Source organism: Xanthomonas arboricola pv. guizotiae (genome assembly GCF_002940205.1).
GTDB classification, from domain to species: Bacteria; Pseudomonadota; Gammaproteobacteria; order Xanthomonadales; family Xanthomonadaceae; genus Xanthomonas; species Xanthomonas arboricola_C.
Genome location: NZ_MDSK01000005.1, coordinates 89,776 through 113,429, shown reverse-complemented (window position 1 = coordinate 113,429; position 23,654 = coordinate 89,776). Strand labels below are relative to the sequence as shown.

The window sequence follows — 23,654 nt, the reverse complement described above, 5'->3', positions numbered from 1 at the left end:
TGGCGATCGGCATGGCCGCTCCGGCCGGGCACGATCGACACCGAGGACAGCATGAAGCGCAGCATCCTGATCACCGGCGCAGGCAGCGGCATTGGCGCCGGCATCGCCACCGAGCTGGCCGCCGGTGGCCACCATCTGATCGTCAGCGATATGGACCTGGCGGCAGCCGAACGCACCGCGCAGCGCCTGCGCGACGCCGGCGGCTCGGCCGAAGCACTGGCGCTGGACGTGACCGATGACCACGGCATCACGCAGGCCTTGGCGTGCGTGACGCGCGCGCCGCAGGTGCTGGTCAACAACGCCGGCTTGCAACAGGTGTCCGCGCTGGAAGACTTCCCGATGCAGCGCTGGGCCTTGCTGGTGGATGTGATGCTGACCGGCGCCGCACGGCTCAGCCGCGCGCTCCTGCCCGGCATGCGCGCGGCCGGCTACGGACGCATCGTCAACATCGGCAGCATCCACTCGCTGGTCGCTAGCCCGTACAAGAGCGCGTATGTCGCCGCCAAACACGGCCTGGTCGGCCTGGCCAAGGTCATCGCACTGGAAACCGCCGACTGCGACATCACCGTCAACACGCTGTGCCCGAGCTATGTGCGCACCCCGCTGGTGGAGCGCCAGATCGCCGACCAGGCGCGCACGCGCGGCATCGCCGAAGAGGCGGTGATCCGCGATGTGATGCTCAAGCCGATGCCCAAGGGCGCCTTCATCGACTACGACGAACTCGCCGGCACGGTCGCGTTCCTGATGTCGCATGCCGCGCGCAACATCACCGGGCAGGCGATCGCCATCGATGGCGGCTGGACCGCGCAGTGAGCACGGCTGGCGAAATTTTCACCAGCTTCCGTGGCCGCCTTGCGCCGCAAGGCGCGCGCGCAGTTGTCCACAGACTTGCGCAGACTTCATCCACAACCGGTGTGGAGAAGTGCGTGGAGGCGGAATGCGGAAGGCATGTCGCCACAGGGTGCGGCGCCGGCTTGCGGTTGCGCTCGCCAGGTCGATCGCATGCGCATTGGCGCCGATGGAACGACATCCATGGCGAAGGGAGACGACACGCAAGTCCGGCCCTGCGGTGACCGCGCCAGACAGACAGCCGCGCTCGCCTGGGCGGCTGCGCACTCCCTCACTCCCGCTCAGATACGCGAATACGTCCACGACTGCATGCGCCCGTCGCGATACGGCATCACGCCATGGAACGGACGCGGGTCGCCATCGAAGACCAGCGGCAGAAAATTGCGGTCGCCCTCCCACATCGGTACCTGGTCCATGCGATCGATCGCCACCCATTCCAGCGTGCCTTCCGGGTTGTAGGCCTGCGGCTCGCCCTGGAAGCTGTGGATCAGGAACACGAAGCCCAGCCAGTCCTCGCCGTGCTTGCCGAAGCCCGGCCAGCTGATGGTGCCGCGCAGTTGCATATCGCCGCACTCCACGCCGGCCTCTTCGCGGATCTCGCGGCGCATGCCGGCCAGCACGTCCTCGTCCGGTTCCACCTTGCCGCCGAGCCCGTTGTATTTGCCCAGGTGCTGATCGCCGGGGCGGGCATTGCGATGGATCATCAACACCTGTGTGGCGTCGGGCGACAACAGGTAGCCGAGCGTGGCGACGATAGGGGTATAGGGCATGGCGGGCGCGCTAGAATCGAGCGCATCAGTATGCCCGATGCTACGCAAGCGGCGTGGCGCAGCCTCAGCCGACGGCGGCCTGCGAGCCGGGACGCGGTGGCGCGACGTAGTCGCTATCCAGACGCAAGGCAGCCACGCCATGGCCGCGCTCGGCCAGATAGTCCAGCCACTTGCCCAGGAACGTGTTCATGCGCATGCGGTGGCTGATCAGCTCGGCCGGCGGCGGGAACATGCCCATCACGTCCTGCCAGCGACGGCCGACGTAGCAATGGGTGGTCTCGGCCTGGCGCGCATCGCGGTACAGGCGCACATAGGCCGACGGGTCCGGCTCGCCGGTGACCGGGTCGCACAGGTCGTAGGTCAGCCGCAGCTCGACCGTATAGCGGTGACATTCGATCACGTCCAGACGCAGGTCCAGGCCATCGCCGATCGACGACAGATAGGAACCGGGAGCGAGGTCGGCCGGTGCGAACAGCCGGGTCAGGTGCTGGAAGTTTTCTGCGTACAAGCCCATCAGCCAGCCGAACCGGCTCAACCTGGGGATGCGTTCGAGTTTACTCAGTGCTTGCGCCATGAACCGATCCTACACGCTGCGCTGCCGCACGGGCAGCATTGACGACCGGCCACCGGCAGGCCTACCTTGGCGGAGCCCTGCCCCGCCCGCTTGATGTCCTTGACGCTCACCGACCGACCGTGGCACGTTACGGTAGCTCCGGATCGTGAATGTGCTACGCGCGGCCCAACCCCAATCCCCAATCCCGCCAACCAATCCCGCCTCAAAACATCTCGCGCTGCAGCCCCAGCGTGGATAACACCTTGCTGGAAATTTCCTCGATCGAGGTATTGGTGGTGCTCAAGGTCGGAATGCGCTCCATCTGGAACATGCGCTCGGCGGTGGCCACCTCGCGCCGGCAGGTCTCTGCCGCGCTGTAGCGTGAATTGGCGCGCCGCTCCTGGCGGATCTGCTGCAAGCGCTCCGGGTCGATGGTCAGGCCGAACAGCTTGCTGCGGTAATTGCGCAGGCGCGGCGGCAGACGCTCGTTTTCCAGATCTTCCTCGGTCAACGGATAGTTGGCGGCGCGGATGCCGTAATGCAATGCCAGGTAGATGCAGGTCGGCGTCTTGCCGGCGCGCGACACCGCCACCAGGATCACGTCGGCCTCGTCGTAATTGAGCGCGATGCCGTCATCGTGGCTCAGCGCGAAGTTCATCGCGTTGATGCGGCGGTGGTAGGTCTCGAAGTCGACCATGCCGTGCGCACGCCCCACGCGCGAATGCCGCGGTGCATTGAGCTCGCGCTCCAGCGGCTCGATGAAGGGCGCGAACACGTCCAGCATCAGGGCGCCGCTTTCGGCCAGGATCATGCTCAGCTGGGGATCGACGCAGGAATTGACCACCACCGGACGGACCTGGTACCGCTCGCCTGCCGCGCGTATCCGCAGCGCCGCATCGCGCGCTTTTTCTGCATCATCAATGAACGACATGCGGTCGGTGACGAAGTTGAAACCGCTGAACTGCGTGAGCAGGCTATGCCCAATCGTTTCAGCGGTGATACCGGTTCCATCGGAGACGTAGAACACCGGTCGAATTGTTGACATCAAGACCACCTCTTTGAACTGGTGTCCAAAACTACGGGTTCATGCTTGTGCAGATTCCGCTGTGCACTGCATCATAGCGGCTTCTTCCTACGGACGCGGCCATCCAGCCCGCTCGGGCGATGGCCATACGGAGCATCGCGCTTGAACGAGAATATCCTGTGGTTGCATGAGCTACGCCTGGCCGATCTGGCCCGCGTAGGTGGTAAGAATTCCTCGCTCGGCGAGATGATCGGCAACCTGGCCGGGCTTGGCGTTTCGGTTCCCGGTGGATACGCGACCACCGCCGAGGCTTTCAAGGACTTCATCGCGCACAACGACCTGTCCAAGCGCATCTTCGACAAGCTTGCAACGCTGGATGTCGAAGACGTGTCTGCCCTCACCGTCGCCGGCAAGGAAATCCGTGGCTGGGTGATCGATGCTCCGCTGCAGCCGGAACTGGACCGCGATATCCGCAGCGCATACGCACAACTGTGTGCGGAAAACGGCGGGGGCGAAGTGGCCGTGGCGGTGCGTTCGTCGGCCACCGCCGAGGATCTGCCCGATGCCTCGTTCGCCGGCCAGCAGGAGACCTTCCTCAACGTGACCGGCGCCGACGATGTCGTGCACAAGGTCAAGGAAGTGTTCGCCAGCCTCTACAACGATCGCGCGATCGCTTATCGCGTGCACCATGGTTTCAAGCACGAAGACGTGTTCCTGTCGGCTGGCGTGCAATTGATGGTGCGCTCGGGCGTCGGTGCGGCCGGCGTGCTGTTCACGCTGGACACCGAATCGGGCTTCCGCGACGTGGTGTTCGTCACCTCCAGCTTCGGCCTGGGCGAGATGGTGGTGCAGGGCGCGGTCAACCCGGACGAGTTCTACGTCTACAAGCCCACGCTGACCGCAGGCAAGCCGGCGATCCTGCGCCGCTCGCTGGGCAGCAAGGCGATCCGCATGGTGTACTCGGATGTGCCCGGCGAACGCGTGCGCACCGAAGACACGCCGATGGAACTGAGCAGCACCTTCTCGATCAGCGACGAAGACGTGCAGGAGCTCTCCAAGCAGGCGCTGGTGATCGAAAAGCATTACGGCCGCCCGATGGATATCGAGTGGGCCAAGGACGGGGTCAGCGGCAAGCTGTTCATCGTGCAGGCGCGTCCGGAGACCGTGAAGTCGCGCAGCCATGCCACCCAGATCGAGCGTTTCGCGCTGGAAGCCAAGGACGCCAAGATCCTGGTCGAAGGCCGTGCGGTCGGTGCCAAGATCGGCAGCGGCGTGGCGCGCGTGGTGCGCTCGCTGGACGACATGAATCGCGTGCAGGCCGGCGACGTGTTGATCGCCGACATGACCGACCCCGATTGGGAGCCGGTGATGAAGCGTGCCTCGGCGATCGTCACCAACCGCGGCGGCCGCACCTGCCACGCGGCGATCATCGCGCGCGAACTCGGCGTACCGGCGGTGGTCGGCTCGGGCAATGCCACCGATGTGATCAGCGACGGTCAGGAGGTGACGGTGAGTTGCGCCGAAGGCGATACCGGCTTCATCTACGATGGTTTGCTGCCGTTCGAGCGCACCACCACCGACCTGGGCAACATGCCGCCTGCCCCGCTCAAGATCATGATGAACGTGGCCAACCCGGAACGCGCATTCGACTTCGGCCAGCTACCCAACGCCGGTATCGGCCTGGCACGTCTGGAGATGATCATCGCCGCGCATATCGGCATCCACCCGAACGCGCTGCTGGAATACGACAAGCAGGACGCCGACGTCCGCAAGAAGATCGACGCCAAGATTGCCGGTTACGGCGATCCGGTGAGCTTCTACGTCAATCGTCTGGCCGAAGGCATCGCCACGTTGACCGCCTCGGTGGCGCCGAACACGGTGATCGTGCGCTTGTCGGACTTCAAGTCCAACGAATACGCCAACCTGATCGGCGGTTCGCGTTACGAGCCGCATGAAGAAAACCCGATGATCGGCTTCCGCGGCGCCAGCCGTTACGTCGACCCGTCCTTCACCAAGGCGTTCGCGCTGGAGTGCAAGGCGGTGTTGAAGGTGCGCAACGAGATGGGCCTGGACAACCTCTGGGTGATGATCCCGTTCGTGCGCACGCTGGAAGAAGGCCGCAAGGTGATCGAGGTGCTGGAGCAGAACGGGCTCAAGCAAGGCGACGGTGCCGATGGAAAGCCGGGCCTAAAGATCATCATGATGTGCGAGCTGCCGTCCAATGCGCTGCTGGCCGATGAGTTCCTGGAGATCTTCGACGGCTTCTCGATCGGCTCCAACGACCTGACCCAGCTCACCCTGGGCCTGGACCGCGACTCGTCGATCGTGGCGCACCTGTTCGACGAGCGGAACCCGGCGGTCAAGAAGCTGCTGTCGATGGCGATCAAGTCGGCGCGCGCCAAGGGCAAGTACGTGGGCATCTGCGGCCAGGGGCCGTCCGATCATCCGGAACTGGCCGAGTGGCTGATGCAGGAAGGGATCGAGTCGGTATCGCTGAATCCTGACACCGTGGTGGACACCTGGCTGCGTCTGGCCAAGCTGAAGAGCGAGGGCTGATGGGCATGTTGGGTGCGATGTTGGCGGCGGCGGGAGCAGTCGCTGCAAGGCCGGTGGCGGCCAGGACGGCGGAGCCGGCGTTCAACTGGGCCAATATCCCGTGGGCGCAATATGCGCTCAACTGGGGGCTGGCCCTGCTGATCGTGGTGGTCGGCATGTGGCTGGCCAAGCAGCTCAGCCAGTGGCTGCACCGTGCGCTGACCCGCGCGCGCGTCGAGATCACGCTGACCAACTTCCTGCGCAACGTGCTTTACGCGTTGTTGCTGGTGCTGGTCTTCGTCAGCGCGTTGAGCAAGATCGGCGTGCCGCCGACCTCGCTGATCGCGGTGCTGGGTGCGGCCGGCCTGGCGGTCGGTCTGGCGTTGAAGGACTCGCTGTCCAACATCGCTGCAGGCGTGATGCTGATCGTGCTGCGGCCGATGCGCGATGGCGACCATGTGGTGATTGCCGGCCAGGAAGGCATCGTCGACGAGATCCGGATCTTCCAGACCCGGATCCGCGCGTTCGACGAGCGCATGATCACCCTGCCCAACAGCACCATCACCACCTCGCCGATCGTCAACTACAGCACCCTGCCCAACCGGCGCCTGGAAGTGACCGTGGGCGTGGGCTACGGCGACGATCTGAAGAAGGCCCAGCAGCTGTTGCTGCAGATCGCCAAGGACAATCCGAACATCCTTCAGTCGCCGGCACCGTTCGTGCAGGTCACCAACCTGGGCGAAAGCACGGTGGATCTGATGGTGTTCGCATATGCGACCAACGGCAATTTCGGCGCGGCCAAGAGCACCACGCTGGAAAGTATCCGCAATCAGCTGCTGGAAAACGGACTCAACATCCCCTACCCGCAGCGCGACCTGCACGTGTATCATCACGATGCCGACGGCAAGCCGATCTCCGATCTGTTGCTCAAAGGCATCACCGACGATGGCGACCTGAACAAGGGACCTTCGTTGGCGCGCTGATGCGGGTAACACTGGCAATAGTGCATGCTCACAAAAAAGGCCGCATCGGACGATGCGGCCTTTTTTGTGCGCGTGGATGGCGCCGAACCGGGTTTGCGAGGGATGCGAGAAGCGAGGCTGAGAGGCGCCTCACCTGCGCGCCGCACCCTATATCCGGCGATCGCCTCGCACGGCTGCATGTCCGACTGCGCAATACCGCCTTGGCGTTTTTAGCCTTCCACACCCGCTGCAGTATCGCCGCCGAGCGCGCCCATGAACTGGCGGTAGTGGCGCAGCTCGTCGATCGAATCGCGCACATCGCTCAGGGCGGTGTGCGCCGAGCTCTTGGCAAAACCATTGGCCACCGTCGGCGCCCAACGCCGTGCCAGCTCCTTGATGGTGGACACGTCCAGGTTGCGGTAATGGAAATAGCGCTCCAGGCGCGACATCTGGCGGTGCAGGAAGCGGCGGTCCTGGCAGATCGAATTGCCGCACATCGGCGAGGCGCCGGCGCGGATCCACTCGCTCAGGAAGGCCACCGTCTGCGCTTCGGCCTGGGCGTGGGTGACCTGGCTGTCGAGCACGCGCTGCCACAGCCCCGAACGGCGGTGCTGATTGCGGTTCCACTCGTCCATGGCTTCCAGCGTCGCCAGCGGGTGGGCGATGGCCAGCTCCGGCCCTTCGGCAAGCACGTTCAACTGCGCATCGGTCACGATGGTGGCGATCTCGATGATGGAATCGCGATCGGTATCCAGGCCGGTCATTTCCAGATCGATCCAGACCAGTCGGTCGTTGCCTGCAAGGGTGTCTGCCATGTCGCCGTCCTGTGGAAGCCGTCGCCGGCCGGAACTGAAGGGCGCGCATCATACCGCGGCCGCGCCGCTCAGGGCGCAAGGGGCGGCTTGCCGCGCTTGGCCCTGAAGTAATTGGTCAGCCGCAGACCGGCTTCGGCGGCCAACACGCCACCGCTGACCTGCACGCGGTGGTTGTGGCGCGGGTCGGCGGGCAGATCGAACACGCTGCCGCAGGCGCCGGTCTTGGGGTCGCTGGCGGCGAACACCACCCGCGCGATGCGTGCGTGGATCATCGCCATCGCGCACATCGCGCATGGCTCCAGCGTGACATACAGCGTGCAGCCGATCAGCCGGTGGTTGGCCAGGCGGCGGCCGCCTTCGCGCATGGCCATGATCTCGGCATGCGCGCTGGGATCGTGGCTGGCGATATTGAAGTTCCAGCCCTCGCCCAGCACGGTGCCATCGGCATCGATCAGCAGCGCGCCGACCGGAATCTCGTCAAAGTCGCGTTCGGCATGCTCGGCCAGTTGCAGGGCGCGTTGCATCCACTGTTGGTCGATCAGCGCCTGCGCCGCATCCACCGACGTTTCCACCGGCATGCTCACGCGGCGCTACCGCCCTGGCGATCCAGAAACGCGGCGAACGCGGCCACGGTGGCTTCGCTGACATGGTGCTCGATGCCTTCGGCGTCGCGGCGCGCGGTGGCCTCGTCGATGCCCAGAGCGAGCAGGAAACGTTCGACGATCTGATGGCGCTGCCGGCTGGACGCCGCCAGCGCCTCGCCGGCCGGGGTCAGGAACACCCCGCGGTACGGGCGCTGCACCACCCAGCCGTCGCGCACCAGCCGCTTGAGCATCTTGGCCACGGTCGGCTGCGCCACGCCCAGGCGTGCGGCGATATCGACCTGACGCGCCTCGCCACCGTCGACCAGCAGGTCGGAGATCAGCTCCACATAGTCCTCGACCAGCTCGGCGCGGCGCGCTTCGCGCACCTGACGGAAGCTTTCCATATGCACCTGTGCGTCGATCAGCGCCGGCGCGGCTGCTTCCAGCTTTTCGCTCTTGCCCACCCTCATCCCCGTCATCACGTCCGGCGCCAGTGCCGGGATGCGTAGTTTGAAGCACGCAGCCGATCATTACGATTTAAATTGCCAATGCTCAACAGCATAGCAGTTGCTATATGATCGGTGCGACTCCCTGCCAGCCTGCTCCGCATGTCCGTCGATCTGCGTCCTCACCCAGCCTCGCCCCTCCCCGTGCCGGCCGCGGCCCATGGCGGGCTGGGCGATCACCACGCCAGCGTCGCGGTCCCCAAGGGCGGCCACTGGTGGTTCCGGCTGCTGGCGTTTCTGGGTCCGGGCTACATGGTGTCGGTCGGGTACATGGACCCGGGCAACTGGGCCACCGACCTGGCCGGCGGCTCGCAATTCGGCTATCTGCTGCTGTCGGTGATCCTGCTGTCCAACCTGATGGCGATCGTGCTGCAGAGCCTGTCGGCGCGGCTGGGCATCGCGACCGGGCTGGACCTGGCGCAGGCCTGCCGGGCGCGTTACCCGCGCGGGGTGAACCTGGCGCTGTGGGGCATCTGCGAACTGGCGATCATCGCCTGCGATCTGGCCGAGGTGATCGGCACCGCCATTGCCTTGAAGCTGTTGTTCGGCATCCCCCTGACCGTGGGCGCCATCGTCACCGCGGTGGACGTGGTGCTGGTGCTGTTGCTGATGAACCGCGGCTTCCGCGCGCTGGAAGCGTTCGTGATCGCGCTGCTATTGATCATCTTCGTCTGCTTCGGCATCCAGATCGCGCTGGCGGCACCGCCGATCGCCGCCGTGCTGGGCGGCTTCATTCCGCATGCGCAGGTGGTCACCGACCCGCGTGCGCTGTATCTGGCGATCGGCATCATCGGTGCGACGGTGATGCCGCACAACCTGTACCTGCATTCGTCGATCGTGCAGACACGCGCGTATCCGCGTACCGACCCGGGCCGGCAGTCGGCACTGCGCTGGGCGGTGACCGACAGCACCGTGGCGTTGATGTTCGCGCTGTTCATCAACGCCTCGATCCTGATCCTGGCGGCAGTGGTGTTCCATGCGCAGGGCCGCACCGACGTGCAGGAAATCGAACAGGCCCATGCCCTGCTCGCGCCGATGCTGGGGGTGGGCCTGGCCTCGACGCTGTTTGCAGTGGCGCTGCTGGCCTCCGGCGTCAATTCCACCGTCACCGCCACGCTGGCCGGGCAGATCGTGATGGAAGGCTTCCTGCAACTGCGCTTGCCGCCGTGGCTGCGGCGCCTGCTGACGCGCGGCATCGCCATCGTGCCGGTGGTGATCGTGACCTGGTTGTATGGCGAGGCCGGTACCGCGCGGCTATTGGTGCTCAGCCAGGTGGTGCTGTCGATGCAGTTGCCGTTTGCGGTGATCCCGCTGGTGCGCTTCGTGTCGGATCGTGAATTGATGGGTACGCTGGTGGCACCGCCGTGGCTGGTGCGCATCGCCTGGGTCATTGCGGCGGTGATCGTCGGCTTGAACCTGAAGCTGCTGTGGGAGACCGCGCTGCAGTGATCGGCCCCGGCAACCGGCCGCAGTGACCGGCCTGTGCGGTCGAGGCTGACACGCGCACGGTCCATTGCGCGTGCCGCCTGCACAGCGATCGGCGCAACGCCCTGCCCGACTGCGCGCAGCCACCCGGGCCGGCCTGGCCGCATGCGATGTCTTGTCGTGTCATGCCAGTGCGCGCCTGGATCACAGCCGGCATATCCGGCGCCGCACTGCGCACGCGCGTGCAATCTGCAGGTGTCCACCAAGCGCTTTACTTGCCGCATGCACCGGCCTGTTCGCGGCCTGCGGCGGTGGTGCCTTTGCAGGCGCGTCGTGGTGACACGCTTGCGCCGTCACGCGACGTCCGGGATGCATGCCCCCCTCCCCCAGGAGTTTCTATGCCTCCGTTCCAGCCGCATCCGGCCGACGCCGGACGCCGCAGCTTTCTCATCTCCGGCACGGCCGCCGTGGCGGCGTTATCGCTGCCGAGCTTGACCAGTGCTGCCGCGGCGGCGCGCGCCCATCCCACCACACCGCCCCATCCGACCAACAACGGAGTCAACCCGATGCCCAATTTCGTCACCCGCCCCGATGGCGCCAACATCTTTTACAAGGACTGGGGCAAGGGCCAGCCGGTCGTGTTCTCGCACGGCTGGCCGCTCAGCGCCGATGCCTGGGATGCGCAGATGCTGTTCATGGGCCAACACGGCTTCCGCGTGATCGCGCATGACCGTCGCAGTCATGGCCGCTCGTCGCAGACCTGGGACGGCAACGACATGGACACTTACGCCGACGATCTGGCGGCCGTGATCGAGCAGCTGGATCTGCAGGACGCGATCCTGGTCGGCCATTCCACCGGCGGTGGCGAAGTGGCGCATTACGTCGGTCGCCATGGCAGCAAGCGCGTGGCCAAGGTGGTGCTGGTCGGCGCGGTGCCGCCGCAGATGGTCAAGAGCCCGACCAACCCGGGTGGCCTGCCGATCAGCGTGTTCGACGGCATCCGCGAGGGTGTGGCCAAGGACCGTTCGCAGTTCTATCAGGAGTTGAGCACGCCGTTCTTCGGCGCCAACCGCGACGGCAACACCGTCACCCAGGGCATGCGCGATGCGTTCTGGCTGCAGGGCATGCTGGGTGGACACAAGGGCCAGTACGACTGCATCAAGGAATTCTCTGAGGTCGATTACACGCCTGACATCAAGAAGATCGATGTACCGGCGCTGGTAGTGCACGGCGACGACGAGCAGATCGTGCCGATCGATGCATCGGGCAAGCTGTCGGCCAAGATCATCCAGAACGCCGAACTGAAGATCTACGCCGGCGCTCCGCATGGCCTGCCCGTCACCCACGCCGATCAGTTCAACCAGGACCTGTTGGCCTTCGCCAAAGCCTGATCCGGTTCGATTCGCGACACCAAGCCGGCTCGCGAGAGTCGGCTTTTTTATGCGTTTCTCCTCGGCGCCGCCGGCTTCCAGGCGCGCAAAGGCCATCGCGCCGTTCGTCGGCCACACCCATCGCGCCGCAAGCCTGTGACGTTCTCGACCGTTCTTGAACGCCACGCCACTTGGCGTAACCGCCGCGCTTCCAAATCGATCGGCTTGAGCTATCGTATACACCGCCAGCGGCGCGGGGGCCGCTTCAGCATGGTGTGCAACAGCCGATAACGGCTAGGTCCGACCGCTGCCGGGGGGCTGCGACGGCATTCGCTTCAATCACTAAACGCGTTCAGGGGAATTGCGATGCTTCGTCACTCTTTGCGGGTGCGCCTGCTGTTGCCGGTGCTGGCCTTGGTGCTGGTCGTGGTGGTGGCACTGACGGTCATTCTGGCCATTACCGAAGCGAACCGGGTCAAGTTCGAGACCGGCGACGCGATCGAGCGGCAGTCGGTGTCCTTGCAGACCCTGTTCTCGGTCACCCGCGTGATGATGCTCGATCGCGTCAATTCCTCCATGCGCCAGCTGCGCAAGGACGCCAACGCACGCGGCGCCGCAAGCATCGGCAACGAAGTGCGCGTGGGCGATCGCAGCGCCAACGACCTGCTGCTGGGCCAGAAGGCGCAGGCCAACGTCTTCGACATGCTCGACGATGTCACCGCCATCCACGAAGGCACCGCCACGCTGTTCTCGCGTACCGGCAATGACTTCGTGCGCATCTCCACCAACGTCAAGAAGGACGACGGCAGCCGCGCCGTCGGCACCGTGCTCGATCCCAACGGCCAGGCCGCCGCCAAGCTGCGCAACGGCGAAAGCTTCTACGGCGTGGTCGATATCCTCGGCAACCCGTACGTCACCGGCTACGAGCCGATCTTTGCCGGCGACGACAAGCGCGTGATCGGTGCCTGGTACGTGGGCTACAAGGCCGACACCCAGGCGCTGGAAAACGTGGTCAGCAGCCGGCGCGTGCTCGACTCCGGCTTCATCGCCGTGTTCGATAGCAAGAACAAGCTGCGCTTCCAGTCCACCACCGGCGCCACCACCGATACCGCCACCATCGAGCGGATCGTCAAGGAAACGCCGGACGATTGGGTGGTGACCAAGCAGGAAGTGCCCGATTGGGGCTTCACCCTGGTCTCGGCCTATCCCAGGAGCGACGTCAATGGTGTGATCGTGCGCCAGTCGCTGTGGATCGCCGGCATCGGCCTGCTGGTGTGCGCGCTGTTGCTCGGCCTGCAGTGGGCGCTGATCTGGAGCCGCGTGCTGCGCCCGATCCAGCACCTGACCACCGTGGCCGAAGAGCTGAGCCTGGGCAAGTGGAACCACACCATCGACGAGGTCAACCTCAAGGATGAAATTGGTACCCTGGCGCGCGCCATCTCCCGCCTGTCCAACAGTGTCCGGCTGGCCATGGAGCGGCTCAGCAAACGCTGAGCCGCGCGCACCCACCCCGTACCAGATGCTGCAAGGAAGACGCCATGTCCACTGAATTCCGTCCGCTGATCGAGGTCCTGCGCGAGCTCAAGGCGCTGGCACTGAAGAAGGCGTCCGGCTTTCTGTTCATCGTCACCGAGGAGAACCACTCCTGCATCATCCGCCTCAACGCCGGGCAGATCGAAGAAGTGGTGTTCCGCATGCTGCGCAATGACGAGGCGGTGCAACGCCTCACCATGGTCAATGCGGCCAAGGCCCGCTTCCAGGCCGACCCCGGCGCCGGCATGGGCAAGCCCTCGCTGCTGAGCGACGACTCGCGACAGTGGTTGCTGGGCGGTTTCGAACAGGATCTGGGTGGTGCGCCGGCACCGCCGCGTGCAGCAGTTCCAGCGGCTCAGGCAGCGGCCGCAGCAGCGTCTGTCGCCGCACCGAGCGCAGCACCTGCATCCGCTGGCGCTGGCGCCGCACCCGACGAGCAGGTCCGCGATGCACTGGAAAAAGTCGCGCTGAATTATCTCGGCCCGATCGCCGGCATGCTCTGCGACGAAGCCTGGGACGCATCGAGCGACATCGAGCAGGTGCTCAATCAGCTCGGCGCCAACCTCTCCACGCCACAGGAAACGCAGAAATTCATGGCCGATGCGCGCGTGGCGCTGGCCAAGCTGCGCTGACGCGCAACTGCAGTAGATTCAGGATCAAGCCGCGCATTGCGCGGTTTTTTTTTGCGCCCACTCGTGCGGAGATAGCGGAATTATCGCTGGCTAATCCAGACTTTTCACGCTTATGCCATTCAAGAACAAGTCGACGAAATGCCCGATACGCGATTTCGATGATTGGTCATTTTCGACTGCAAGGGAGATGGCAGTCACCACGCAAATGAAATCCTCATACGTGACGTCGCCACGGATCGCACCCGCGTCCTGCCCGCGCTGAAGCAGCCGGCGCCCTTCCGCGGTGATCGCATGACAGCCGGGTGTCCCGCATTGGATAACAGCCCCGATCGAAGCAGCAAGGCTCTGATAAATGCTCGTGTTCCTGGCAAGTTCTTCCAGGTACGCGCGTACCGCCTCGCCTGGAGCAAGGTCTCGGTCGCGCGCACGGCTGGCTTGCGCGAGCGACAGGAAACGCTCGTTGCTGGTCGCGGCTAAAAGTGCCTCGCGCGTGGGAAAGCGACGATACAGCGTACCGATGCCGACACCTGCGCGCTTGGCAACTTCCTCGAGCGGGACACCAGCTCCTTTTTCCAGAAAAAGCGCTTCAGCTGCAGAAAGGATGAGTTCCCGATTTTTCTGCGCGTCAGCCCGAAGGGCAGGTTCATCACTCACGCTTTTTCCTCTTCATTCTTGTCAAGTGGAGGCTACCTCCATATTATAAGTGGAGCAATCCTCCATATTTGAAGAAGGCACCAGCAAGTGACGAACCGTTTCGAAGACAAAGTGGTGGTGATCACCGGGGGCAGCGACGGCATCGGCCTGGCATCGGCGAAGCTGTTCGCAATGGAAGGCGCGCACGTGTACATCACCGGGCGTCGGCAGGACACACTTGCCGAGGCCGTGAAGAAGATCGGCCACGGAGCAGTCGGTGTGCAAGGCGATGTCACCAACTCCGACGACGTCGCGCGGCTTTACGAACGCATCAAACGCGATCACCACAAGGTCGATGTCGTGTTCGCCAATGCGGGCATCTACGAGGTCGTCCCCCTCGACGCGATCGACGCTACGCATTTCGACACGACCTTCGACGTCAATGTGAAAGGCATGGTGTTCACCGTGCAAAAAGCGCTACCGCTGATGACTGCGGGCAGCGCTATCGTCCTCAACGGCTCCATCGCCGGCAGCAAGGGCCTGCCAGGCCAGTCTCTTTACAACGCCAGCAAGGCCGCGGTGCGCTCGTTTGCCCGAAGCTGGACCACTGACCTCAAGGAGCGAGGCATCCGCGTGAACGTCGTCTCGCCTGGTGGCACGCAGACGCGCCTGATACGCAGCTACCTCGATTCGCAGCCCGAAGTTGAAGAGGCGCTGAGCAAGAGTGTTCCGCTTGGCCGGTTGGCCGAACCGAACGAGGTAGCACGGGCAGTCCTCTTCCTGGCATCCAGCGAGAGCAGCTTTGTCGCCGGCCATGAGCTTTTCGTCGACGGTGGTGTCGCTGCGGTTTAGGCATTGGGCAAGACGCGTGGGGTGCACGGCGATCCTGCGTGTCGAAGCCGTGCTGATCGTGCAGGCATGGCTGCGGCTCTGGTCGAAACGCTTCGGCAAGCGCAGAGCATCCCGCTGTGCGATCTTGTTTGACGCATAGGCGCGAGGCAGCCCGCTCTTCTAGAGGGTGATCCTGGCATCCAGCAACGGCACAGGCGCAGGCCAGCATCCCATCATCCGCGAAGGTCGAACGTACCTGAGTGCAGAACGCCTCACCCTTCCCCGCCAACGGCGGGGTCCGGGCGCATGCGCACCCGGACTATTTCACCATCATCGATACTTGCGTCATCATCTCGACGACTGGCGACAGTCATCGAAAGGCCGATGTCACTCCCCCTCTGTCATCAACGGGCCTCGTAAATCCCTGTGATTTAAGGGATTTCTAGTGAGGGATTTCTAGTGATCGACAAATATATACCGTCGCGATCTACCGTCAAAACACGCGTTTAATGCTGGTGCGGGTTATGGAGCGACCTGCGCGGCGTCGACACTTCCGGGCTTATTGTCGATTTAGCGCGCTCCACTACGACCGGGAACGACCACACGCTAAGGGATTACAGTTCACCCAGGAAATCCCCGACCACGGCGACGCAATGATCGAAGCTGGGCGTGTAATCCAGCATGGCGATGGCGTTGAACGCGGCGCGCAGGCCGGCATGCGGCGCCTGGATCTGGGACAGAAACGCCTCCCGATGGCGTAGGAGAAACGGCGTCGCCGCCAGAAGCTGCTGAGGCTCGCGCTCGATCACGAGCGCCAGGTCGAAAAGATCACGCGCCGTAACCCGATCGCCACGGTGGTACATCTTCTTGGCAATGATTTCGGCGGCTGTCTCCACCTTCACAGCGCGACCGCCGATATCCCAGGTGTCCCAGGCGTCGTTCAGCAGATTGGGAGCGGCAACGAAGTCGACCTCGCCCTCCTCGAACTGCAGTTTGACGAAGGCGCCTGGCTGCTCAGTGTAGTCCTGCGTCAAGTCCGCCGCCGAGTCGCTCAAACGAGGCGTGACAAAGCCGAGGTACTGCGGATCGGGCACGAAAATGTCGATATCCTTGCTCAGCCGATGGCAGTGACGGAACATAAGCACGGTTCCACCGCCCAGGGTCCAGAACGGGTCCGTGATGCCGCCGTACTGGCTGATCTCGTCGATCAGCGCCAACGCCCGCGGGAAAAGCTTCTCCCATGGACCGCCGGGCAGTGCCACGGGCTTCATGCCCACAGCGCCCGACGGTGCACGGACAAGGACCCAGCCAGCTTCGCCACGTTGCGCCAGACCTGCCTTGGCGGCAGGTGTGCACGCGAGGCCGCCTCTTCCACGGCCATCACGACGATGGGCACAGGCGCCTCGTCGAGTAAATGTGTCAGGTGAGGGGCAAATGGAGCAGGCACTTCGCCACTCGCCAGGGCCTGCTCCAGCGCCTCGGGCGCCAGTTCACGTGCATAGCTGACGCTAACCGTCTTGGCCGCCATCCACAGGCCGCGCTTCTTACGCCTCGCTTGCGTATCGAGCTTGGGACTGTCCAAGCCCAGTACCGCCGTCACCTGCCCCACACGGTTGACGCCAAGATCGCTCAGCGTGCCATTTTCCAGGCCGACCAGGGTCTGCCGAGACAGTCCGCTCAAGTGCGCCAACTGCGCCTGGGACAGGCCCAGCTCAGTGCGCCGGGTCCGCACGGTATGGCCGAGATCGATGAGGTTCATGACAGGCGCGATAGTTAGGCTAAATGACTAATATTTTTTACACAATACACCCGCCTATCACCACCTGCAAGAAGGCAGATGTGCAGGCCGTCCGCCCTATTTCGCTGCGATGGCTCTTATCTAGCCGACATCTCTGCCAGCTGGCGCTAATATCCTGGCAGGGCGTAACAGGGCGTCATGCGCGTTACGACAGGGCACTGCTGGGGATTCCATGGACGACACACAACTGGAAGATTCGGCCACCGCTGCCGAATTGAAAATCGACGTTACCCTGATCGCCAAATTGAACTTGGCGGACTTTCAGAATGCGGTCCCGCTGTTGCGGGATCTCTGGCTGGTCAACGAGACCGATCAGAAGCATGAGCAGGTCGAGTTGGTCCTGACGTCCGATCCGCCCTTTCTGAAGCCGCGCCGTTGGCGGATCGACGCGCTGGCCGCGGGCTCCCGCTATCCGATCCGCAACCTGGACATGAATCTGGACGGCGGATTGCTGGCGCGGCTGACCGAGGCCGAGACGGCCACGGTCTCGCTGGCCTTGCGCTCCGTGGGCGCGGATGCTTCCACCCCGGCCCTCGCGCAGTGCGACAGCCATCTGGAGCTGCTGCCACGCAACCAATGGGGCGGCATCTCGCATCTGCCGGACTTGGTCGCCGCCTTCGTCCAACCCAACGATCCGGCCGTGGATCGGCTGCTCAAGAGAACCGCCGAGGTGTTGCGGCAGAACGATCGCAACCCCGCACTGGATGGCTACACCGGCGGCGCCAAACGCGCCTGGGAACTGGCTTCGGCCCTCTGGGGGGCCACGGCTGGCATGCAGTTGGACTATGCACTGCCCCCGGCCAGCTTCGAGCAGTCGGGCCAGAAGGTGCGCAGTCCCAGCCAGATCGAAAGCTCGGGGCTGGGGACGTGTTTCGACCTCACGTTGCTGTTCTGCGCCGCACTCGAGCAGGCAGGGTTGAACCCCCTGTTGGTCTTCACAGAGGGCCATGCCTTTGCAGGGGTCTGGCTGCAACCGGAGGAGTTTTCCAACACGGTCGTCGACGACGTGACCGCTTTGCGCAAGCGCCTCAGGCTCAAGGAACTGGTGCTGTTCGAGACCACCCTGATCACCCAGCGCCCCACCGTCCCTTTCAGCTATGCCACCGAACGCGGTGCCCAGCAGGTTGATGAATCTCAGGATGCGGGATTCCGCCTGGCTGTGGACATCCGCCGGGCGCGGCTGCAGCGCATCAAGCCATTGGCCAGTGCGGAGGCGGCAGTTGCTGCGGTGTCAGACAATGAAGCGCCGCCGTCTTCGCCCGCCGTATCAGTGATCGAAGACGCGCCTGACCTGCCCGACAGTGCGCCAGCCAATACAGAAGACGCCAGCCAGCTCGATCCCAAGGACCGGCTGCTTCGCTGGCAACGCAAGCTGCTGGATCTGTCGCTTCGCAACAACCTGCTCAACTTCAAGGCCGGCAAGAAAGCACTCAAGCTGGAAGCACCGGACCCTGGCGCGCTGGAAGACCTGCTGGCCAGCGGCCAGTCCCTGAAGCTGCGCCCGCGTCCGGACCTGATGGACGGTGCCGATCCGCGCGATCAGGCCATCTACGAAGCCCGCGAACGCGAGAACGTGCGCCGTGCGCACGCGCTGGAAGCCCTGCAGAAAGGCGAGGTTTTCGTTGGCGTTCCCGAGATCGAACTCGATTCACGCCTGGTCGATTTGTTTCGCAGCGCTCGCACGACTTTGCAGGAAGGCGGTGCCAACACGCTTTATCTCGCCCTGGGCTTCCTGTCCTGGACCCGCGAAGACCGTGACGGTCAGCGCTACCGCGCGCCCTTGATCCTGGTGCCGGTCAGCCTGCAGCGCAAGAGCGCCCGCTCGGGCTTCACGCTCAGCCTGCATGACGACGAGCCCCGCTTCAATCCGACCTTGATCGAGATGCTGCGCCAGGACTTCGAACTGAGCCTGGGCACGCTCGAAGGCGAACTGCCGCGGGACGATGCCGGCCTGGACGTCGCTGCGGTATGGAAGGCTGTCGGCCACGCCATCAAGGACATCAAGGGCTGGGAAGTGACCGAGGACGTGGTGTTGTCCATGTTCTCGTTCGCCAAGTATCTGATGTGGAAAGACCTGGCCGAGCACAGCGAACAGTTACGCGAGAACCCGGTCGTGCGCCACCTGCTGGACACCCCGCGCGATGCCTATCCACTGGGCGCTCCGTTCCCGCAAGTGCGCGAACTGGACCAGCACTTCGACCCCAGGCAGGTATTCTGCCCCTTGCCGGCGGATTCCTCGCAGTTGTCAGCCGTGCTGGCCGCCTCGCAGGGCAAGGACTTCGTCCTGATCGGTCCACCGGGGACGGGCAAGAGCCAGACCATCGCCAACCTGATCGCACAATCCCTGGCACAGGGCCGACGCGTTCTCTTCGTATCCGAGAAAATCGCGGCGCTGGACGTCGTCTACCGGCGCCTGCGTGAAATCGGCCTGGGCGAGTTCTGCCTGGAGCTGCACTCGAGCAAAGCCCGCAAGCTCGACGTGCTGGCGCAGTTGCAATCGGCTTGGTCCAGCAGTGGCCAGGCCGATGCCGAGCAATGGCGGGCCGAGGCCGAGAAACTCAAGCGCCTGCGCGATGCGCTGAACATCTATGTGGAACGCCTTCACCAGCGTCGCCGCAACGGCTTGAGCCTGTTCGATGCCATCGGCACCGTCAGCGCGGGACACGACGTCCCGACACTTCACTTGGCCTGGCCCTCGGCCGATCAGCACGATCATGCTGGCATCGAACAGTTGCGCAGTGCCGTGGACCGCCTGGAAGTCAATGCACAAGCCATTGGCCATGCCGCGCTGGCGCAGCACCCCCTGGCCCTGGTCGGCCAGGGAGACTGGTCGCCCACCTGGCAGCAGCAACTGATCGCCACTGCGCGTGATGTGCTTCCCGCCGTCCAGGCGACGATCGAATCCGCCCAGGCGTTTGTCCAGGCCATCGGCCTGCCCTCTCCCACGTTGACGCCCGAAACCTGCGAAGCGCTGCTGCTCCTGGCCCAACGCCTGCCTCTGGCGGCGGGACATGATTGGCGCTTTGTCCTGCGGCCCGACGCACGCAGCCTGAGCCAACGCCTTCAGGAAGGCGCGGCACTGGTGCGCCGCCATGCGGAACTGAACATACAGCTGTCCACGCCGTGGCCCGCTTCTGTCATGACCGCCTGCGCCGACGGGCTGGCCCTGCTCGCCGAGCACCGGCAGACTCGCGCAGAACTCGGCGAGCCCTGGCCGATACGCATCACCGTGCAGCTCAACCAAGGGCTGGGCCTGCTGGCCCAACTCGGCGAGCACCACTCGGCAATATCGGCTCCCTACGGCAAGGCGATCGAACAGCTCGACGTCGCCCAGTTGCAGCAAATGTGGGAACAGGCCGAGCAGACGTTCTGGCCCAAGTCCTGGCTGGGTAAACGCAAAGTCACAGCACAACTGTCCAGCGCTATCACAGGCGGCGCGCAGCCCGACGTCGCCAACGATCTGCAGCATTGGAAGGCCATCCGCGCCTTGCGCCAGCAGATCCGGGCCATCGTTCCAGGCCAGCAGTGTGCGGACGTCTGGGCAGGACTGGAGACACAAGAGGACAAGATACGCACGGCCCTGCGCTGGCAAACCGCCCTGGCCGCCGTACGCGAAGGCCAGCCCTGGGAGGACGACGGCTTCGATGCCATCGCCAACGGCCAATGCGGGGCCGCCCTGCAAGCCGATCTGCAACGGGCACGGCGACTGCGCCAGCTCGACCAGGACATTGCGGCACAGGCATCGCTGGAAACGGCGACCGACGGCCTATGGGCAGGCCACTCCACACCAGTCGACCGCCTGCGTGCCGCACTCGACTTCCTGAGCGACTGGCGCAGCCATGCCCAGCTAGGTGCATTGGATGCCCACACCTTGGTTGAGGAAGGCGCTTGCGGCCCCACGCTGACACGTGACCACCAGACGCTTCGCCAGCGGGCCGATACGGAACAAGCACTGGCCGCCCTGGACGACTTGCGCGAGTCCACCGCAGGCCTGTGGAAAGGTCTCGCCACCCACCTGGATGACCTCGAGCAGGCCTGCCAGCTCCGAGAGGATCTGGCTGCCGTGCTGGCCCGCCTGGCCACCACGCCCGAACAGATCTCTGCCTGCAAGGCACCGCTGCATACGCTATTGGGCGATGCCAATGCATTGCTGGAGCCCGGTGGTCGAATCGCGCTGGCCGGCGCTCGATACGTGGAGAAATGGGAACAGCTGCTACCCCGGCGCGAGGCACTCGCGACCACCGGAAATTTTGCCGAGGCCGCCCAGACGCAGTGGCAGTCCATGTCACTCGAAGGGCTGATCGAGCAAAGCCAGTCCATCGTGCGCGCCGAACACAGTCTGCGCAGTTGGTGCGCATGGCGCCAGGCGCGCGACGAGGCGCTGGCACTCGGGCTGACCACGCTGGTCCTGGGCATCGAGCAAGGCCAGGTCGGCCCGGACCAAGCACGCCGAACTTTCGAGACCAACTACGCGCGCTGGTGGCTCAACGCCGTGGTCGATCATGAGCCGGTCATTCGCGGTTTCGTCAGCGCCGAGCACGAACAGCGCATCCGCGATTTCCGCGAGCTCGATGAGCGCTTCACCGCCCTGACCCGGGACTGGCTGCGCGCCCGCCTGTGCGCCGACCTGCCCTCGCAGGACAACGTCAGCCGCAACTCCGAATGGGGGCTGCTGCGGCACGAGATGGGCAAAAAGCGCGCGCACCTGCCCTTGCGCGAACTGATGGCCCAGATTCCGGAGGCGCTGACCAAGCTCACGCCCTGCCTGCTGATGAGCCCGCTGTCCATCGCCCAGTACCTCCAGGCCGGGGCCAACGCGTTCGACCTGGTGATCTTCGACGAAGCCTCGCAGATCCCGGTCTGGGATGCGATCGGTGCCATCGCCCGCGGCCGCCAGGTCGTCATGGTCGGCGACCCCAAACAGTTGCCGCCGACCTCCTTCTTCGACCGCGCCGAATCAGGGCTGGACGACGAAGACGTCGAGGCCGACCTGGAGAGCATCCTCGACGAGTGCATCGGCGCCAATCTGCCGACACGGAATCTAAACTGGCACTACCGTTCCCGACATGAAAGCCTGATCGCGTTCTCCAACCATGCCTACTACGACGGCGGACTGGTCACCTTTCCTTCCCCCGTCACCAACGATCGCGCGGTCAGCTTGCAGCCGGTCTCAGGCACCTACCAGAAAGGCGGTACACGGACCAACCCGGCCGAAGCGAAGGCGCTGGTCGCCGACGTGGTGGCGCGCCTGACCGCGCCTGGCTTCCGCGAAAGCGGACTGACGATCGGCGTGGTCACCTTCAATGCCGAGCAGCAGAAGCTGATCGAGGACCTGCTCGACGAGGCACGCCGCCAGGATCCAAGGCTGGAGCCCTATTTCGCCGAGAGCGAACTGGAGCCGCTGTTCGTCAAGAACCTAGAGAGCGTGCAGGGCGACGAACGCGATCTCATCTATTTCTCCATCACCTACGGCCCGGACCCCGCAGGCCAACTGGCCATGAACTTCGGTCCGCTCAACCGCCAGGGCGGCGAGCGCCGGCTCAACGTGGCCATCACCCGCGCGCGTCACGAACTGCGCGTATTCGCCAGCTTCCGCGCCGAGCAGATGGATTTGGCGCGAACGCAAGCCATCGGCGTGCGCGATCTCAAACACTTCCTGGAATTCGCCGAACGCGGCGCCCGTGCGCTGGCAGAAGCCAACCGCGGCAGCCTGGGGGCCTTCGACAGTCCGTTTGAACAGGCCGTGGCCACCGCCCTGGCCCGGCGCGGCTGGCACGTCCAGCCGCAGATCGGCGCCTCTTCGTTCCGTGTCGACCTCGGAATCGTCGATCCCGACGCCCCCGGACGCTACCTGGCCGGTGTGGAATGCGATGGCGCCACTTACCACCGCAGCGCCACTGCACGCGACCGCGACAAGCTGCGCGAGCAGGTTCTGCGCGGCCTGGGATGGGACATCGTGCGGGTCTGGTCCACCGACTGGTGGATCGATCCGGCCGGCACGCTCGACAGGCTGGACGCCCGGCTGCAAGCCGTGCTCACGGCCCAGCGCAAGCGGCGCTCCGAACAGGCCGAGCGCGAAGCTGAGGCCGAGCGCCTGGCGCAGGCGGCCATCGCGCAAGCTATGGCGTCAGTAACGAAGCCAGACGAGGAAACGGCGGCCCCAATCCAGGATGCGGGTCCGGTCGCACCAGAAGTCCCGACGACAGCTCCATCGCAGCAAGTAGAGGAAGTCTTTGCTCGCCAGGTCTCCGCAGCACCAGCCCATGCCGGTAAGGCAGAAACAACGCCACCCGAAGCCTCGCTCTATCGGGTCACCCATCCGGCCGAAGCGGTCGCCGGCGCCAATCCCGATCGCTTTTTCGACGACGATTACAACGACACCCTATTGGCCATGATCGCCCACGTCATCGATCATGAAGGCCCCGTGCTCGACGCCCTGCTGGCTCGCCGCATCGCCCGTGCCCACGGCTGGGTACGCACAGGCGGGCGGATCCGCGAGCGCGTGTTCCAACTTGCTCGAGCCCGCCATCGGACGACGGATGAAGAAATCGGCACGTTCTACTGGCCCGAGCATCTCGATCCTGCAACGGAGCCGCCTTTCCGGGCGCCTGCCGACGAAGACAGCGTGCGGGCGGTCGACGAGATCAGCCTGCAGGAACTGGCTTCGCTGGCCCGTGCTGTGATCGCACAAGGAACGAAAGACGAAGCTGTGTATTACGCAATGGCGCGGAGACTGGGCCTCCAGCAGCTGCGGGCCTCCAGCCGAGTACGCTTGGAACAAGCCGTGCATTCGACAGGACATTAGGCAGACGTTCGCAGGAAGGGAACCATGCC

General features: G+C 64.7%; 18 protein-coding genes. 9 read left to right on the top strand and 9 right to left on the bottom strand.

Going from position 1 to position 23,654, the window contains the following annotated elements:
- The first annotated feature begins 51 nt into the window (after positions 1–51).
- Entirely contained in the window at positions 52–813 is a 762-nt protein-coding gene (locus tag XarbCFBP7408_RS04730) for a 3-hydroxybutyrate dehydrogenase (protein WP_104561923.1), read from the top strand.
- A 317-nt stretch (positions 814–1,130) separates the two neighbouring features.
- Here the strand turns inward: XarbCFBP7408_RS04730 and XarbCFBP7408_RS04725 are convergent, their stop codons facing one another.
- The 3 genes from XarbCFBP7408_RS04725 to ppsR form a co-directional block, all read right to left on the bottom strand.
- A complete protein-coding gene (locus XarbCFBP7408_RS04725; protein WP_104561835.1) occupies positions 1,131–1,619 on the bottom strand; it encodes an NUDIX hydrolase in 489 nt (162 codons plus the stop codon).
- Positions 1,620–1,683: 64 nt separating this feature from the next.
- A complete protein-coding gene (locus XarbCFBP7408_RS04720; RefSeq protein WP_104561833.1) occupies positions 1,684–2,193 on the bottom strand; it encodes a DUF1249 domain-containing protein in 510 nt (169 codons plus the stop codon).
- 202 nt (positions 2,194–2,395) lie between these two features.
- The gene (gene ppsR / locus XarbCFBP7408_RS04715) at positions 2,396–3,217 is read right to left on the bottom strand and encodes a posphoenolpyruvate synthetase regulatory kinase/phosphorylase PpsR (protein ID WP_104561831.1); all 822 of its coding nucleotides are present in this window, start codon (positions 3,215–3,217) and stop codon (positions 2,396–2,398) included.
- A 141-nt stretch (positions 3,218–3,358) separates the two neighbouring features.
- Between ppsR and ppsA the strand changes: the two genes are divergently transcribed.
- Positions 3,359–5,752, top strand: coding sequence for a phosphoenolpyruvate synthase (gene ppsA / locus XarbCFBP7408_RS04710; RefSeq protein WP_104561829.1), 2,394 nt, complete (start codon positions 3,359–3,361; stop codon positions 5,750–5,752).
- On the top strand, positions 5,752–6,714 hold the full coding sequence (locus XarbCFBP7408_RS04705) for a mechanosensitive ion channel family protein (RefSeq protein WP_104561827.1): 963 nt from the start codon (positions 5,752–5,754) through the stop codon (positions 6,712–6,714). The genes ppsA and XarbCFBP7408_RS04705 overlap by 1 nt, the downstream gene beginning before the upstream one ends.
- A gap of 209 nt (positions 6,715–6,923) precedes the next feature.
- Here XarbCFBP7408_RS04705 and orn read toward each other — a convergent pair whose 3' ends face one another.
- The 3 genes from orn to mntR all read right to left on the bottom strand — a co-directional run bounded on the left by orn (position 6,924) and on the right by mntR (position 8,556).
- Complete coding sequence (orn, locus tag XarbCFBP7408_RS04700; RefSeq protein ID WP_104561825.1) at positions 6,924–7,508, bottom strand: oligoribonuclease; 585 nt, start codon at positions 7,506–7,508, stop codon at positions 6,924–6,926.
- Between the two features lie 68 nt (positions 7,509–7,576).
- A complete protein-coding gene (tadA, locus tag XarbCFBP7408_RS04695) occupies positions 7,577–8,086 on the bottom strand; it encodes a tRNA adenosine(34) deaminase TadA (RefSeq protein WP_104561823.1) in 510 nt (169 codons plus the stop codon).
- 2 nt (positions 8,087–8,088) lie between these two features.
- Complete coding sequence (mntR, locus tag XarbCFBP7408_RS04690; RefSeq protein ID WP_024939187.1) at positions 8,089–8,556, bottom strand: manganese-binding transcriptional regulator MntR; 468 nt, start codon at positions 8,554–8,556, stop codon at positions 8,089–8,091.
- Positions 8,557–8,700: 144 nt separating this feature from the next.
- Here mntR and XarbCFBP7408_RS04685 point away from each other — a divergent pair, with 144 nt between their 5' ends.
- The 4 genes from XarbCFBP7408_RS04685 (at position 8,701) to XarbCFBP7408_RS04670 (ending at position 13,558) form a co-directional block, all read left to right on the top strand.
- Entirely contained in the window at positions 8,701–10,047 is a 1,347-nt protein-coding gene (locus XarbCFBP7408_RS04685; protein WP_104561821.1) for an Nramp family divalent metal transporter, read from the top strand.
- A gap of 542 nt (positions 10,048–10,589) precedes the next feature.
- Positions 10,590–11,414 (top strand): alpha/beta fold hydrolase, encoded by an 825-nt coding sequence (locus tag XarbCFBP7408_RS04680; protein ID WP_104561921.1) that lies wholly within the window; start codon positions 10,590–10,592, stop codon positions 11,412–11,414.
- Positions 11,415–11,759: 345 nt separating this feature from the next.
- A complete protein-coding gene (locus XarbCFBP7408_RS04675) occupies positions 11,760–12,887 on the top strand; it encodes a Cache 3/Cache 2 fusion domain-containing protein (RefSeq protein ID WP_104561819.1) in 1,128 nt (375 codons plus the stop codon).
- Positions 12,888–12,931: 44 nt separating this feature from the next.
- Positions 12,932–13,558 carry a hypothetical protein gene (locus XarbCFBP7408_RS04670; RefSeq protein ID WP_104561817.1) on the top strand — a complete coding sequence of 209 codons (627 nt, stop codon included), beginning with the start codon at positions 12,932–12,934 and terminating at the stop codon, positions 13,556–13,558.
- Positions 13,559–13,648: 90 nt separating this feature from the next.
- Here XarbCFBP7408_RS04670 and XarbCFBP7408_RS04665 read toward each other — a convergent pair whose 3' ends face one another.
- Entirely contained in the window at positions 13,649–14,212 is a 564-nt protein-coding gene (locus XarbCFBP7408_RS04665) for a TetR/AcrR family transcriptional regulator (RefSeq protein WP_104561815.1), read from the bottom strand.
- Between the two features lie 87 nt (positions 14,213–14,299).
- Here XarbCFBP7408_RS04665 and XarbCFBP7408_RS04660 point away from each other — a divergent pair, with 87 nt between their 5' ends.
- Positions 14,300–15,043: an SDR family NAD(P)-dependent oxidoreductase gene (locus tag XarbCFBP7408_RS04660; RefSeq protein WP_104561813.1), complete on the top strand. Its 744-nt coding sequence runs from the start codon at positions 14,300–14,302 to the stop codon at positions 15,041–15,043.
- 593 nt (positions 15,044–15,636) lie between these two features.
- Here XarbCFBP7408_RS04660 and XarbCFBP7408_RS04655 read toward each other — a convergent pair.
- The gene (locus XarbCFBP7408_RS04655) at positions 15,637–16,293 is read right to left on the bottom strand and encodes a nucleotidyl transferase AbiEii/AbiGii toxin family protein (protein WP_104561811.1); all 657 of its coding nucleotides are present in this window, start codon (positions 16,291–16,293) and stop codon (positions 15,637–15,639) included.
- The gene (locus XarbCFBP7408_RS04650) at positions 16,290–16,781 is read right to left on the bottom strand and encodes a helix-turn-helix domain-containing protein (RefSeq protein ID WP_104561809.1); all 492 of its coding nucleotides are present in this window, start codon (positions 16,779–16,781) and stop codon (positions 16,290–16,292) included. Before XarbCFBP7408_RS04650 ends, XarbCFBP7408_RS04655 begins: the two co-directional genes overlap by 4 nt.
- 211 nt (positions 16,782–16,992) lie before the next feature.
- On the opposite strand from XarbCFBP7408_RS04650, the gene XarbCFBP7408_RS04645 reads away from it, so the two are divergent.
- Positions 16,993–23,625 carry a DUF3320 domain-containing protein gene (locus tag XarbCFBP7408_RS04645; protein WP_104561799.1) on the top strand — a complete coding sequence of 2,211 codons (6,633 nt, stop codon included), beginning with the start codon at positions 16,993–16,995 and terminating at the stop codon, positions 23,623–23,625.
- The last annotated feature ends 29 nt before the right edge of the window (positions 23,626–23,654 follow it).

Coding starts and splice junctions, on each gene's coding strand:
- XarbCFBP7408_RS04725 (WP_104561835.1), bottom strand. CDS start 1,619: ATGCCCTATACCCCTATCGTCGCCACGCTCGGCTACCTGTTGTCGCCC.
- XarbCFBP7408_RS04645 (WP_104561799.1), top strand. CDS start 16,993: ATGGACGACACACAACTGGAAGATTCGGCCACCGCTGCCGAATTGAAA.
- orn (WP_104561825.1), bottom strand. CDS start 7,508: ATGGCAGACACCCTTGCAGGCAACGACCGACTGGTCTGGATCGATCTG.
- ppsR (WP_104561831.1), bottom strand. CDS start 3,217: ATGTCAACAATTCGACCGGTGTTCTACGTCTCCGATGGAACCGGTATC.
- XarbCFBP7408_RS04705 (WP_104561827.1), top strand. CDS start 5,752: ATGGGCATGTTGGGTGCGATGTTGGCGGCGGCGGGAGCAGTCGCTGCA.
- XarbCFBP7408_RS04730 (WP_104561923.1), top strand. CDS start 52: ATGAAGCGCAGCATCCTGATCACCGGCGCAGGCAGCGGCATTGGCGCC.
- XarbCFBP7408_RS04680 (WP_104561921.1), top strand. CDS start 10,590: ATGCCCAATTTCGTCACCCGCCCCGATGGCGCCAACATCTTTTACAAG.
- XarbCFBP7408_RS04655 (WP_104561811.1), bottom strand. CDS start 16,293: ATGAAGCCCGTGGCACTGCCCGGCGGTCCATGGGAGAAGCTTTTCCCG.
- XarbCFBP7408_RS04675 (WP_104561819.1), top strand. CDS start 11,760: ATGCTTCGTCACTCTTTGCGGGTGCGCCTGCTGTTGCCGGTGCTGGCC.
- XarbCFBP7408_RS04720 (WP_104561833.1), bottom strand. CDS start 2,193: ATGGCGCAAGCACTGAGTAAACTCGAACGCATCCCCAGGTTGAGCCGG.
- XarbCFBP7408_RS04685 (WP_104561821.1), top strand. CDS start 8,701: ATGTCCGTCGATCTGCGTCCTCACCCAGCCTCGCCCCTCCCCGTGCCG.
- tadA (WP_104561823.1), bottom strand. CDS start 8,086: ATGCCGGTGGAAACGTCGGTGGATGCGGCGCAGGCGCTGATCGACCAA.
- XarbCFBP7408_RS04650 (WP_104561809.1), bottom strand. CDS start 16,781: ATGAACCTCATCGATCTCGGCCATACCGTGCGGACCCGGCGCACTGAG.
- XarbCFBP7408_RS04670 (WP_104561817.1), top strand. CDS start 12,932: ATGTCCACTGAATTCCGTCCGCTGATCGAGGTCCTGCGCGAGCTCAAG.